This is a genomic window from Ochrobactrum sp. XJ1, from assembly GCF_024701725.1.
Taxonomy (GTDB): Bacteria; Pseudomonadota; Alphaproteobacteria; order Rhizobiales; family Rhizobiaceae; genus Brucella; species Brucella anthropi.
Genome location: NZ_VDGD01000001.1, coordinates 241,615 through 255,473 on the forward strand (window position 1 = coordinate 241,615; position 13,859 = coordinate 255,473).

Here is a 13,859-nt window from a genome sequence, read left to right on the forward strand (position 1 = left end):
ACTTGGGAGCGACGGTTGAAATCGTTGCTCCCCATTTTACCCGGAATTGCCGATACGCTGACATTGCCTCACAGGCCAATGGGTATTGTGAACCTACGATAACAATGGAGATCTCGACGGAGACGACACATGACAGCGGCATTTACGCAAGCGCGCTATACGGTGACCCCATTGGTCGCTGCCTTGCGTCGGTGTGCCGGTGCCTTCGGTTTGGTCTTCGCCTATAGCTGCGGCTATAATATCTTTCTGCTTGCTCCCTCCCTCTATCTTCTTCAGATCTATGATCGTGTTCTGTCGAGCCGCAGCGTCGATACTTTGTTGATGCTCACGATCATCATCGCGATAGCCGTTATTGTCGGGTCTCTGCTCGATATCGTACGCCGCGCCGCGCTTTCCCGGATCGGCAGCTGGCTCGATCGTCAATTGCGTCCTGTCGTCATGAATGCATCATTTGAATATGCGGCGCGCACTGATGCCGGAACAGCCGCTGAAAATTATCGTGACCTTTCCGTTTTGCGTCAGTTTCTGGATTCCCCATCATGTGCGCTATTGTTCGATATTCCCTGGGCCCCAGTTTTTCTTGTGCTGCTTTTTCTGGTTCATCCGCTCCTCGGGTTTATCGGCTTGAGCAGTGCATTGTGTCTGCTGCTTTTGGCCTTGTTGAATGAATTCACGACGCGCGAATTGAATGAACAGGCAAATATTGCGCAGGCACGAAGCTATTCCCGCTTCACAATGGCTCTCAAATATATCGGTGTAATCCGCGCGATGGGGATGCAACATGGCGCAGCTCACCTCATTTACCGGGATGCCGAGGCTGTCAGAGCGGCTCAGGACGGGGTGGCACGTCGAACAGAGGTACTTCAGGCATTCTCGAAATCGGTGCGTGCGTTGACGCAAATTTTGATGATGGGAGCCGCGACATGGCTCGTCCTCCAGAACAACAGCAACCCCGGAATTATTTTTGTCGCCAGTCTGTTGCTGGGGCGTGGACTGGCACCTGTAGAAGGCGCCATAGGCGCGTGGCGGGCACTGGCTTTCGTGCGCGGCGCATTCAACCGCCTGAATAAGATGCTCACTCTGGTTGCACCCGGAGACAACAAGCGAACCATTCTGCTACCGGAGCCCAAAGGCCAGCTCGTTCTCGACAATGTCGGCTATCGGTTCCCCTCATCGGATCGGTTCATTCTGCGAGGCGTATCGTTTCAGGTTGCTCCTGGCGATTGTGTTGCCTTGATCGGCCCTTCAGGATCGGGAAAATCCACTCTCGGACGAATTCTGGCCGGCGTTTCACGGCCCACCTGCGGATGTGCTCTTCTGGGCGGCATCGATATTTCACTGCTTCGCCATTGCGACAATGCCCGCCATATCGGCTATCTGCCGCAGGATATTGAACTTTTCGGCGGTGCGATCAAAGATGTCATCGGTCGGCTCGACAGCTCGGATCCGCGTAAGGTTATCGAAGCTGCCAAGCTCGTCGGGCTGCATGAGACGATCATGCGATTGCCGCAGGGATACGAAACCGATATCGGCGAAGGTGGCGCCTTGCTTCTGCGGGCGCAACGCCAGCAATTGGGACTGGCGCGCGCAGCCTATGGCAACCCTCCTCTCGTGGTCCTTGATGATCCGAATTCCAGTCTCGACTATGAGGGTGAGCGGCTGTTGTTCGACGCCATAGAGCGCATGAAGTGCAGGCAAATTACAATTGTGATCATCACGCATCGAATGGGCATTCTGCCCGTGACCGACAAAATCGCTGTGATGCGCGACGGTATGGTGAGCGCTTTTGGAGATAGCGAGAAAATCTTCGATGCTTTCCTTCGCGTCCCCGCGAAAACTGGACCGTAAGGGATGCCTCGTCATGACCCTCGTTCCCATCGAACTCCCGGTGAAGGTAGCAAATGCGTTGAAGTATTCGCTGCTGCTGGCTCATTTGCGGGCAATACAGCTGAAGCTCCCGTCTTTCCCGCTATTGCTGCCTGGGAAAAACACTTTGCCAACGCCGCTTACATCACGGCCAAGGCTGCGCGGCGTGGCCTGGACAGGAAACCTGCTCGTATTGATATTCGTTGCAGGCTTCGGAATATGGGCAGTTTTCGCACCGCTTAAAAGTGCGGCGGTCGCTGTGGGTGTTGTCGAAGCGGAATCCAGCCGCAAGACCATTCAGCATCTGGAAGGCGGTATTGTTCAGCAGATCTATGTCCACAATGGCGATTTGGTTTCCAACGGTCAGATTCTGATCAAGCTGGACGATACAAAGCCCAGGACGGAGCTGGTCGGTATTCAAGGACAGCTGTGGGACGCACAGGCGAGCCGGGCTCGGCTGGTCGCTGAACAGGCGAACGAGATGCAACTTTTGTTTCCACCGGAGCTGGAACAACTCGCGCCGCATAACCCGGCCGTCAACGCCATTGTCGTCGGACAACGAAGAATATTTGAAGCCCGTCGCGACGTCTATCGATCTGAAATTGCCATAACGCACGAGAAAATGGGGCAGGTGAAGGAAGAGATAACCGGATTGGCAGCGCAAAAAATGGCCTTGTCGTCCCGCATCGAGATCACGCGCCAGCAACTGGACATGATAAACCCGCTTGTGAAAAAGGGACTCGAGCGCAAAACGAGCGTATTGAATCTCGCACGCGAGAAAGCTGATCTGGATGGACAGCTGGGAGAGACCATAGCTCAGATGTCCCGCGCTTATCAGGTGATCAATGAAGCACAGGCCAATCTCGTCAAGCTGGAGAGTGATCGCCAAAACGAGATCGCAAAGGAACTGCGCGAGACCGAAAACCAGCTTTTCCTGTTAAGCGAACGATACCGCGCAATCAACGATCAACTGATCCGGACAGATATCAAGGCGCCCGAGAACGGGATTGTCATGGATTTGCGCATTCACACGACGGGCGGCGTTATCGGGGCAGGCGAGCCGTTGCTGGATCTGGTGCCGCAGGATGGCAACATGATCGTGTCAGCGCATGTTCGGCCCGAGGATATCAACCTTGTGCGTCCCGGCTTGAACGCTCAGGTGCATCTTTTGCCCTATGATCAGCGACGCGTGCCTCTTCTGGAAGGACAAGTGACATATGTTTCGGCCGACCGGCTTATCGATAAACAGACCGGGCAGCCCTACTATGCCGCGACGATCCGCGTGACCGACGATGAACTGATGCAGGCCGGAGACGTGGAAATGATCCCCGGAATGCCTGTGCAGGCCCTGATAGAAACCGGGGAAAGCAGTGTCGCACTTTATGCTGTCAGGCCATTGCTGGACAGTTTTCACCGGGCTTTCCGCGAAAACTGAATTATCTGCGCCTATTGAATGGCGCTCCCATTGGCAGTCGCTTTGGCACCAAGCAACAGAACGACTTCAGTTCTGTTCTGAACATGTAGTTTACGCATAATATGCTGCAAGTGCATCTTCACGGTATTGCCGGAAAGATTGAGCTTCTCAGCAATGACCTTGTTTGAATGACCGCGCTGCAACTCAGTCAGAACGTCAACTTCCCGCGGTGTGAAACCGGTAATGGCTGGCTGGCACCAGCTGTAGTTCACACTATCGGTTCCATCGTCGGTCAATTCAGTCGTTGATCTGTCTTTGAGGGAGATCGTTGTTTGAATCGTACTCTGAGCGCCCTGCGGATGCGGACAGAATATGCCTCCCGCGAGCACCAGCCGAATGCCAGCCAGAGCGATCTCTACCGGAAGGGACGACGTAAAGAACCCTCGCACGCCCATTTTAATCGCTTGTGACTCCAGCAGAACATCGTCCTTGTCAGAGAAAAGGGCAATCGACGCCGCTTGAAAGTGGCTCTCAACGGTGAGGAGCTCTTCCCGCAGTGCGGAGCTATCCATCGCTCTGCCTCCCAGATCCAACGCAATAAGAGCTATGTCACGTCTGCTGGCTTTGACCAGTTCTGTTAAAGAGGCCATGCCAACGACATTACAATCGGCAAGTTCGTATTCCAGGAATTTCACGATGGATGTCCGCACGAGCGTATGTTTGGCCACGATGATCATGGTCCGACGTCTGCGCACTGTGCGCCGTATCTTTTCAAACTCGGTTGACACTGCAGGCTCCGTTTCTTCAATCGCCGGAGGTCTTCTCGACAGTTCCGAATGTCCATCGAATCTAGCATTCGATGGAGTAAAGGGATGCTCGCACTGTGTGTGAAGATTGGATATTATCCATACATCCTATCACAGATGATGGTGGGATTACCAAATAATCTTTGGTTTATATTCCGGTGTCATTATTTAATAGAGATTATTCCAGCTTAACATATGTTAATACAATAAAAGTCGAAAATGACAATCAAGAGTATATTTAAACTTACTTTGAAATACTCCGGCGCCGGAGCGCAAAAGTGAATAGGTGACCGGGAGTGCCACCATGGCTCATCAACAGGATTGGTTCAGCATAGGAAGCGTCGTTGCTCATCATCCCAGGCATATTGGGGTCGAGTGATAGATAGCAGCTGGGCGGCGGAGGGTATTGAAACCGCGCAGAGCCCACAGATCAGGCGCTTTCTCAGCGCATGGGTATATGTGACCCAGGGCAATGTCGGTCATCCAATGAAAAAAGCCCCGGAAAACCGGGGCTGTTTCCTGTAGTGTCTGGGCACTTAGGCCAGTTCGCCAGCCAGCGCCTTTTTGATCAGCGCGCGGGTTTCGTCGATGCCGTAAAGCGCGACGAAGGAGCCGAAGCGCGGTCCGCGTTCCTGACCGATCAGCACTTCATAGAGCATCTGGAAGAAGGAAACCGAAACGCCGGGACCGCCTTCCGGGCTCTTCTTGGTGTGGTCCTGATAACGCTCAATGGCGCGGGCAACGTCGAGAATGGCATTCTGGATGTCGTTGCCATCGGTGCCGGCAGGCAGCGTTGCGAGCTTCGCATCCAGCGCTTCGAGCGCTGCGCGTTCCACATCGTCCGGCGCGCGGAACTGCTTGGTCGGCTTCACGAAATCGTTGAAGTAACGGATCGCATAGCCGACGAGCGCGTCGAGTTCCGGATTGTTTTCCGGCGTAACGCCCGGCACGTGGCGCGAGATAAAACCCCACAGCACAGCCGGATTTTCGGCATTCGATGCGCTGACCAGATTGAGCATCAGCGCGAAAGTGACTGGCAGGTTCACCTTCGGCGGGTTGCCGTAATGAATGTGCCAGACCGGATTGTTCAGCCGGTCCTTCCATTCCTGACGCTCATAGGCCGAGAGATAGGTGAAATATTCGTCCACCGCCTTCGGGATGACATCGAAGTAAAGCCGCTTGGCGGTCTTCGGCTTCTGAAAATTGTAAAGCGCAAGGCTTTCAGTCGGCGCATAGGCTAGCCATTCATCGATGGAAATGCCGTTGCCCTTGGACTTGGAAATCTTCTGGCCCAGCTCGTCGAGGAATAGTTCGTAGACGAAATGTTCCGGCGCGCGACCGCCGAGGATTTCGCAGATGCGGTCATAAACACCCGCATTGGTCTGGTGGTCCTTGCCGAACATTTCGAAATCGACGCCGAGCGCTGCCCAGCGCATGCCGAAATCCGGCTTCCATTGCAGCTTCACCTTGCCGCCTGTGACGGATAGCGTGGTTTCAACGCCGTCCTCATCGTCGAACGTGATGGTGCCAGCCTTGGCATCCACGCTCTTCATCGGCACGTAAAGCACGCGACCGGACTTCGGCGAGATCGGCAGGAACGGGCTGTAGGTCGCCTGACGCTCTTCGCCGAGCGTCGGCAGCATCACCTTCATGATGTCGTCATAGCGCTCGACAGCCTTGAGAAGCACGGCGTCGAACTTGCCGGACTGGTAATATTCCGTCGCGCTGGCGAATTCATAATCGAAGCCGAAAGTGTCGAGGAAGCGGCACAGCATGGCGTTGTTATGGTCCGCAAAGCTCTTGTAGTCGCCACCGAACGGGTTCGGAACGGCGGAAAGCGGCATCTGCAGATAGGGTTCAAGGGCTGCCTTGTCCGGCACGTTGTCCGGGATCTTGCGCATGCCGTCGAGATCGTCGGAGAAGCAGATCAGGCGTGTCTTGACCTTGTCTTCGGTGAGGATGCGAAAGGCGTGGCGCACCATCGAGGTGCGCGCCACTTCGCCGAACGTGCCGATATGCGGCAGGCCGGAAGGGCCATAACCGGTCTCGAAAATCACCGTTTCCGGCAGGCCGGTCTTTGCATAGCGCTTGAGGATTTTCTTCGCTTCTTCAAAAGGCCATGCTTTCGCTTCCGCAGCCGCCGCGGTCAGTTCCGGGGTCAGCGTGATTTCGGGAAGGCGGTGCGAGGTCATGGTTTAATCCTGTGAAGAAAGTTTATTCATTGAAAACTTGCGCGCAAGGGAGGCGCATACTGCTCTATGGCGCGGCAACCACTGTCCGTCAACGGTTGCGACCGAATTTCCTTGCGCAACGGGATGCGGCTTCCTAACTTTCAAAACAATTTGGGCCGTTGAAGTTGATTCCGGCTATTGTTGTGCAGGAGTACCCGATGAAAAAGATCACCCAGCAGGATGCACTCGTCTATATTATGATTACGACGTCTGCCGCCGACACCACCATGACCGATGCCGAGCTGGAATCCATCGGCAATGTGGTGACGCGCCTGCCGGTTTTCCGCGGGTTCGATACCGGCCGCCTGCCGCAGATTGCCAATGATTGCTATGCGCTTCTTGCCGATGAAGACGGCCTGGAAAAAATTCTCGACCTTGCCCATGAAGCACTGCCGGAACGTCTCTACGATACGGCCTATGCGCTGGCTGTCGAAGTCGCTGCTGCCGATCTGCATGTGGAGCAGGAAGAACTGGAATTTCTCCAGATGCTGCGTGACCGCTGGACACTGGATGAACTGACCGTTGCCGCCATCGAACGCAGCGCCCGCGTGCGCTTCCGCAAACTTGATCCTGTTGTTTAGAGCCTGTTCCAAAAGCCATCCTGTGTGGCTGCAAATGGCAATTTGTCTGCGTTCCGGCGCTCATGCAGCTTTCTCTGGTGCATAGTCTTATCCGAAAAGTCTGCAACTTTTGGGGGCCATGCTCAAAAGTACACTGCGCTCCGGTACTCGAAAATCACCATTTTCGCACACACATGCAGCTTTTTGATTCAGGCTCTCAAGCGCTGGTGGCTGCATAGGCTCGGCTTCCTTCATCCAGAACTGTCGAACCTCATCCTGAGCTTGTCGAAGGATCAGCAGTTGAATGCAAAACGGGCGGAAAATCCGCCCGTTTCCTTTATGGTTTCAGGAAATCAGCACACGACCGGGAGCCGTCGTGCCTTGCGCCCTTCCAGAGCGGCACGCATGATGCGGGCGGCTTCTGCAAATGTGGGCGTTTCCTTCCAGTGTTCAGCATGGATGATGCCGGTCGGAACGATATCCCTCAGCGCTTCCAGCGTGTGGCGCGGCACCATGTCGGTGCAGTTCCACAGGCGGCGGAAGATGACACTGATCCGTGTGACCTTGCCGTTGACCTGAACGGACGGTTCGGTCGTTTCCAGAGCCCAATCTTCATAAGCATCGACCGCATCCTGGAATGCATGATGCAGATAGATCGGTGCGTGACCGTCATGAAGCGGGGGCAGCAAACTAGACATTTCTGTTTCCTCTCTTCCAATGGGTTCAGCTTTCAGGGGGCATTTGCCGCCAGATGAATGAAATGGGGCGTACAAATGCATTCAAATAAGAGCCATGAATTGCTCTTCAGTGGTCTATGCGTGCCGTGTCGAAATGAAACTCACGAAATACGACAACACATAATTAACCATGATCTACGGAAGAAGCCCTGTTTGGCAAGAGGGGATTTTCTTTAAATTGGGTTTAATCGAAAAAATAATTCAAACGCATAGGTTGAAATACTTCAATAATAAGCTAGCAAATAATTGAAATATTATTTTTACTTGACGGTTAAAGATGCCGGAAAGCGAAGTGTTTTTCGATATTTATTGTTCCGGTAACAGGTTTTGATCCTGTCATTTACGGGTGACTGGTATAAAAAGTCGTCAAATGAAAATGTGATTGCGGGGCAATGGATATGGCTCAACTGGTTCTGTCACGTAGGGCTTTTCTGGCGGGATCGACCGCTTTGGCCGCTGTCGCCGTCTGGCCGCAACGGTCGAATGCGGCTGGTGAAGCGCAGAAAGGCGGGCGACTGGTCGTGGCCGCAGATTCAGAGCCACGTAATCTGAACCCGGCCATCGTGGCCTCCAATGGCGTTTTCTTCGTCGCAAGCAAGGTGATCGAACCTCTGGCGGAAGCGTCCTTCGAGGGCGAAAATGGTCTCGCGCCACGACTTGCGACAGGCTGGGAAGGCTCCGCCGACGGGCTGACGGTGAGGTTCCGTCTGCGCGAAGGCGTTAAATGGCATGACGGCAAGCCGTTCACATCGGCGGATGTTGCGTTCTCGGCCATGGAAATCTGGAAACCGCTGCAAAACCTGGGCCGTGTTGTGTTCAAGGCGCTGGAGAAGGTCGAAACGCCGGATGACCTCACTGCCGTTTTCCATTTCTCCGAGCCGACGCCCTTCCAGCTTATCCGCAATGCCCTGCCGGCGCTGACGGCAGTGCTGCCGAAGCATGTCTTCGCGGGCAGTGACGTCATGGCCAACCCGGCCAATGAAAAGCTCGTAGGCACCGGCCCGTTCAAATATGCCGAACATAAGACCGGCGAATATTACCGGCTGACACGCAACGACGATTATTGGGGCAAGGGTGAGCCTTATCTGGACGAGATTGTCTATCGCGTGCTGCCGGATCGCGCCGCAGCGGCTGGCGCGCTGGAGGCCGAAGAAATCGACCTCGCCGCCTTTTCCGCCGTGCCGCTCGCCGATCTGGACCGCATTTCGAAGGTTCCGGGCCTCACGGTCATCTCCAAGGGCTATGAGGCGTTGACCTACCAGCTCGTGGTGGAAATCAACCACCGCCGCAAGGAACTGGCGAACCTGAAGGTTCGGCAGGCAATCGCCCATGCTATCGATCGCGATTTCGTGGTGAAGACAATTTTCCTCGGTTACGCCAAGACCTCGACCGGTCCTGTGCCGCGTTATGACAGCCAGTTCTATACCGATGACGTGCCGCCCTATCCGTTCGACGTCGCGAAAGCGAATGCGCTTCTGGACGAGGCTGGTTACGAGCGGGGCAAGGACGGAACGCGCTTCACGCTCAAGCTTCTCCCAGCGCCCTATTTCAACGAAACGAAACAGTTCGGTGATTATCTGCGGCAGGCGCTTGCGGCGGTCGGCATCGATGCACGCATCGTCAACAACGATTCCGCCGCGCACCAGAAGGCAGTTTACACTGACCACGATTTTGATCTGGCCATTGCGCCGACGGTTTATCGTGGTGATCCGGCCATATCCACGACAATTCTGGTTGAGGGCGGTATCCCGGCAGGCGTGCCGTTTTCCAATCAGGGTGGCTATGCCAATGCCGAACTGGACGCGCTGATCGCCAAAGCCGCACGCGAAATCGATGAGAAAAAGCGCACGGCGCTCTATCATCAGTTCCAGCAGATGGTGGACGCAGATTTGCCGCTCATCAATGTTGCGGAATGGGGTTTCATCACCGTCGCCAGCGACCGCGTGAAGAATGTTTCCAGCAATCCGCGCTGGGTAGTTTCCAACTGGGTGGATACGTGGCTGGAACAGTGACGAACCTCGTGGATTGATTGTATCCTGCCACCGTGAAACAGATTCTGGCCCTTTTCCGCAAACGATTGATCGGCAGCATTATGGTGCTGGTGATTGTCATTGTCGGCTGCTTTTTTATGTTGGAAAGCGCGCCGGGCGATGCCGTCGACGCTTATGCCGTAACATTCGGCGGTGATGCGGCAACGATTGCAGAAATGCGGGCGCGCTGGGGGCTGGATCAGTCGGTCTGGCATCGGCTCGGGGCCTATCTGGCAACCCTTGTGCAGGGTAATCTTGGCTGGTCCGTCAGTTTCAACCGGCCCATTCTCGACGTTATTCTGGAGCGCCTGCCCAACACGCTTCTTTTGATGGGCGCGGCGACTGCCTTGTCTTTTGCCGTGGGGTCGCTCCTTGGCATCGTGGCAGGGGCGAAGCCCGGAAGTTTTCGCGACCGGTTTCTTTCCGTTGCATCGCTGGTTCTTTATGCGATCCCCGGTTTCTGGCTGGCGCTCGTGCTGGTCATCCTGTTTTCGATCAGGCTGCGCTGGTTGCCGTCGAGCGGCATTGAAACGATTGCCTCCGGCAAGCACGGGTTGGCGCGGGCAGGCGACATTGCGGTCCATCTGGTGTTGCCGGTCGTTTCGCTGGCGGTGATCTATCTGGCGCTTTACCTGCGGGTCATGCGCGCCGCCATGGCCGACATATGGCGCATGGATTTCGTGCGCGCCTTGCGGGCGAGGGGCATTTCGCATTCGCGTATTGTCCTGCGCCACGTGGCGCGGAATGCATTGTTGCCGCTCTTTACCGTGCTGGGCTTGCAGGCCGCATCCATGCTCGGCGGCAGCGTGGTGATCGAAAGCGTTTTCGCCGTGCCGGGGCTGGGGCGGCTTGCACAGGAGGCCGTCGCAAGCCGCGATACGCCGCTTCTGCTCGGAGTCATTCTGATCAGCGCCGTCATGGTGATTGTGGTGAATTTCCTTATCGACCTGATCTATCTCTGGCTTGATCCGCGTATCGCTGCCGGAGGCGGTAGGGCATGAGCGGGGCTAAACGTTATTTCAGAACGGGTGAGGGTATAGCAGGTGCAATCCTGCTGGTGCTGCTCGTGCTGGCAGCACTTGCCGCTCCGCTACTCTTTCCCGCAGATCCTTTAAGTATTGTCTCAACGCCGCTGCTGCAACCCTTTGACAATGCAGATTTTATTCTTGGAACTGACCGGTTGGGACGTGATGTTCTGGCTGAGCTTTTCTATGGTGCGCGCACATCGCTTGCAGTCGGGCTGGCCGCAGCCTGCGCCGCAGTCGTCCTCGGCAGCACTGTCGGGACGCTGGCCGGTTTTGCGGGCGGTATCGTCGATGAAGTCCTGATGCGGATTACGGAAGCCTTCCAGACCGTGCCGGGCTTTCTGCTGGCGCTGGCGCTGGTCAGCATTGCCGGGCCGTCGCTGCCGGTGCTGATTGCAGCAATTGCACTTTCAAGCTGGACGCAGGCTGCGCGCCTCACACGCGGGCAGGTGCTCACAATCCGCGAAAGCGACTATGTGGCTTCGGCCCGTGTCATCGGCATGCATCCGATGGAAATCGCTTTCCGCCAGATTCTGCCAAATGCTTTACCGCCAGTTCTGGCACTGGTGCCGGTGATCGTCGCTTCCGCCATATTGATCGAAGCGGCCTTGTCCTTTCTGGGCTTGGGCGATCCGAACCGCGTCACCTGGGGCGGCATGATCGCCGAGGGCCGCACGGTTTTGCGCTCTGCGCCCTGGCTTTCGATCCTGCCGGGACTGGCACTGGCGTTCACTGTCGTCGGTGTCTATCTGGCGGGCGAAGGACTGACGAACGCCTTGTCCCGGCGCGAGGTGCAGTCATGACGGTGATTGTCCGGCTGGAACAGCTTTCCGTGCGCTATGGCCGTGAAACGGCGCTGGAGAACATCGATCTTGATGTCCGACGCGGTGAAACTCTGGCAATCATCGGCGAAAGCGGTTCGGGCAAAAGCACGCTGGCGCTGGCGCTGGCCTCGCTCCTGCCGGGCAATGCACGCATTTCGGGCAATATGGAATGGGCAGACGGTAAGCCGCTACCGGGACGCGACATTGGCTTCGTGTTTCAGGACCCGGCATCGAGCTTCGACCCACTGATGACGTTGGGCGCGCAACTTGTCGAGACCATTCGCGCCCACACAAAAATTGACCGAGCGGCAGCGAAAGCCAAAGCAGTAAGCCTTTTACAGCGGGTTCACATTCCGCAACCCGAAGCAAGTTTTTCGCGCTATCCGCACCAGTTTTCGGGCGGGCAGAAACAGCGTATCGCGATTGCGCTCGCCATTGCCGCCGCGCCGCGCCTGCTGATCGCGGATGAGCCGACAAGCGCGCTCGACACCATTGTGCAGAAGGAGATTGTCTCTCTTCTGCAGGAACTGGTGCGCGCAGACGGAATGACGCTGATCTTCATCACCCATGATATTGCTTTGGCATCGGGACTGGCGGATCGCATCGCGGTTTTCCGGCGGGGTGTGCTGGTGGAACTTGGCCCCGCTCGAACGATCATTTCAGACCCACAAACAGATTACACGAAAGCGCTGATCACCGCCGTGCCGGTGCTGGAGGCGGCCCATGGCTGATCCGCTTCTGAATGCAGATCAGCTTGTGGTTCGCTATGGCGACGCCCTTGCGCTTGACGGCGTCAGCCTGACGATCCAGCCGGGCGAGACACTGGCGCTGGTCGGTCCGTCTGGCAGCGGCAAGTCCACGCTGGCGCGGGCACTGCTGCGACTTCACCCGCTTGCAAGCGGTACAATCCGTTTTGAAGGCGAGGACTGGCTGGCGCTCAAAGGGGCTAGTCTCCGCAAGCAGCGGGCGCGCATGCAGATGGTGTTTCAGGACCCGCTCTCGGCTTTTAATCCACGTGCGAGCGTCTACGATCTCTTACGCGAACCGCTGCGCATTCATGGGCTGAAACGCGATATTGCCAGTCTTCTGCAAGCGGTGGGGCTTGATCCGGCACTGGCCCGGCGCGGCGTCCAAGAGATTTCCGGTGGGCAGCGCCAGCGCGTCGCAATTGCGCGGGCGCTTGCAACTACTCCGTCGCTGATCGTGCTGGACGAGGCTGTTTCGGCGCTCGACGTCACCGTGCGCGGTGCCATTCTCAACCTTTTGCGGGATATACAGAAAGCGGAACAGACGGCCTATCTCTTCATCACGCATGATCTCGCCGTGGCAGCGCAAATGGCGGACCGTATCGCGGTGATGGAGCGCGGGCAGATTGTTGAATGCCGCCCGACGCGGGAGCTGATAACGGCACCGCAAGCGCCTGTTACAAAGGCGCTCATCGAAGCGGTGCCGCGTCTCTCAGTTTAGCTTTTGCCCAGTTCCACCGACCGCTTGCGAGCCGCTTCCACCGCTTCGGCAACAAGCGTCTTGAGGCGGTCGCCGCCCATCAGAACTTCGAGCGCGGCAGCGGTGGTGCCGTTCGGGCTTGTCACTTGTTCGCGCAGCTTTGACGGCGTGTCCGTGCTGGCATCGGCCAGAGCACCTGCACCCATCACCGTCTGCATGGCCAGCAAAGCTGCCGTTTCCTGCGGCAGACCGGCGGTCACACCGGCATCGGTCAGCGCCTCGATGAAGTGGAACACATAGGCAGGCCCGGAACCCGAAACGGCGGTTACAACGTCCATCAGCGCTTCATCGTCCACACTTGCGACCTTGCCGGATGTCTCAAGCAGGCGGCCTACGAAGACTTCGTTCTCGTCGCTCACATTGGCGTTCTTGTAGGTGACGAGCATCCCCTTGCCGATGGCGGCAGGCGTGTTCGGCATGCAGCGAAGCACGGCTGCATCGTGACCAAGCTTGCTTTCAAAAAGGGCGACCGGAATACCGGCTGCAACACTGACGAAAGTGGCAGCGGGTGCGAAGCGCTTATAGGCTGGCAGAACCTGTGCCATGACCTGCGGCTTGACCGCCACGAGAACCATGCGCGGCTTCAGATCGCCGGGCAGGGCTTCAGCATCGGCAAAGGCATGGACGCCAGCACCAGCGGCGCGATCGCGAAGCGCTTCGGTCGGCTCCACGACATAAACGTCTTTTGCCTTGAGGATACCGCTATCGAGCCAGCCTTTCAGCATGGCGAAGCCCATATTGCCGCAACCGACCAGAATTACCGTGTCATGCATATTGATTGTTCCACCTTTGGATTTCATTTGGACATGGCCCGCGATGGTATAGCCCCGCCTTATTACACTCCGCAAGTATATGCGGCG

At 56.6% G+C, this 13,859-nt stretch carries 12 protein-coding genes; 8 read left to right on the forward strand and 4 right to left on the reverse strand.

What is annotated here, in order from left to right:
• Window positions 1-129 precede the first annotated feature (129 nt).
• On the forward strand, window positions 130-1,848 hold the full coding sequence (locus FG152_RS01235; protein WP_052174248.1) for a type I secretion system permease/ATPase: 1,719 nt from the start codon (window positions 130-132) through the stop codon (window positions 1,846-1,848).
• Window positions 1,849-1,861: 13 nt separating this feature from the next.
• Complete coding sequence (locus FG152_RS01240) at window positions 1,862-3,301, forward strand: HlyD family type I secretion periplasmic adaptor subunit (protein ID WP_010659160.1); 1,440 nt, start codon at window positions 1,862-1,864, stop codon at window positions 3,299-3,301.
• Between the two features lie 11 nt (window positions 3,302-3,312).
• Here the strand turns inward: FG152_RS01240 and FG152_RS01245 are convergent, their stop codons facing one another.
• Complete coding sequence (locus FG152_RS01245) at window positions 3,313-4,017, reverse strand: LuxR C-terminal-related transcriptional regulator (RefSeq protein ID WP_010659159.1); 705 nt, start codon at window positions 4,015-4,017, stop codon at window positions 3,313-3,315.
• Between the two features lie 605 nt (window positions 4,018-4,622).
• Entirely contained in the window at window positions 4,623-6,278 is a 1,656-nt protein-coding gene (locus FG152_RS01250) for a lysine--tRNA ligase (RefSeq protein WP_010659158.1), read from the reverse strand.
• A gap of 197 nt (window positions 6,279-6,475) precedes the next feature.
• Between FG152_RS01250 and FG152_RS01255 the strand changes: the two genes are divergently transcribed.
• Window positions 6,476-6,898 carry a tellurite resistance TerB family protein gene (locus FG152_RS01255; protein ID WP_010659157.1) on the forward strand — a complete coding sequence of 141 codons (423 nt, stop codon included), beginning with the start codon at window positions 6,476-6,478 and terminating at the stop codon, window positions 6,896-6,898.
• Between the two features lie 332 nt (window positions 6,899-7,230).
• Here the strand turns inward: FG152_RS01255 and FG152_RS01260 are convergent, their stop codons facing one another.
• Complete coding sequence (locus FG152_RS01260; protein ID WP_010659156.1) at window positions 7,231-7,575, reverse strand: BRA0787 family protein; 345 nt, start codon at window positions 7,573-7,575, stop codon at window positions 7,231-7,233.
• A gap of 437 nt (window positions 7,576-8,012) precedes the next feature.
• Between FG152_RS01260 and FG152_RS01265 the strand changes: the two genes are divergently transcribed.
• From FG152_RS01265 to FG152_RS01285, 5 genes are read left to right on the forward strand one after another with little or no spacing between them, the layout of a single operon-like run.
• Window positions 8,013-9,626, forward strand: a complete 1,614-nt coding sequence (locus FG152_RS01265) for an ABC transporter substrate-binding protein (RefSeq protein WP_010659155.1) — start codon at window positions 8,013-8,015, stop codon at window positions 9,624-9,626.
• Window positions 9,627-9,643: 17 nt separating this feature from the next.
• Window positions 9,644-10,645, forward strand: a complete 1,002-nt coding sequence (locus FG152_RS01270; protein WP_010659154.1) for an ABC transporter permease — start codon at window positions 9,644-9,646, stop codon at window positions 10,643-10,645.
• Window positions 10,642-11,472: an ABC transporter permease gene (locus FG152_RS01275; RefSeq protein ID WP_010659153.1), complete on the forward strand. Its 831-nt coding sequence runs from the start codon at window positions 10,642-10,644 to the stop codon at window positions 11,470-11,472. The genes FG152_RS01270 and FG152_RS01275 overlap by 4 nt, the downstream gene beginning before the upstream one ends.
• Complete coding sequence (locus FG152_RS01280) at window positions 11,469-12,224, forward strand: ABC transporter ATP-binding protein (RefSeq protein WP_010659152.1); 756 nt, start codon at window positions 11,469-11,471, stop codon at window positions 12,222-12,224. The genes FG152_RS01275 and FG152_RS01280 overlap by 4 nt, the downstream gene beginning before the upstream one ends.
• Complete coding sequence (locus FG152_RS01285; protein ID WP_010659151.1) at window positions 12,217-12,960, forward strand: ABC transporter ATP-binding protein; 744 nt, start codon at window positions 12,217-12,219, stop codon at window positions 12,958-12,960. Before FG152_RS01280 ends, FG152_RS01285 begins: the two co-directional genes overlap by 8 nt.
• On the opposite strand, the gene proC is transcribed toward FG152_RS01285, so the two are convergent.
• Complete coding sequence (gene proC, locus FG152_RS01290; protein ID WP_010659150.1) at window positions 12,957-13,772, reverse strand: pyrroline-5-carboxylate reductase; 816 nt, start codon at window positions 13,770-13,772, stop codon at window positions 12,957-12,959. The genes FG152_RS01285 and proC overlap by 4 nt on opposite strands.
• Window positions 13,773-13,859 lie beyond the last annotated feature (87 nt).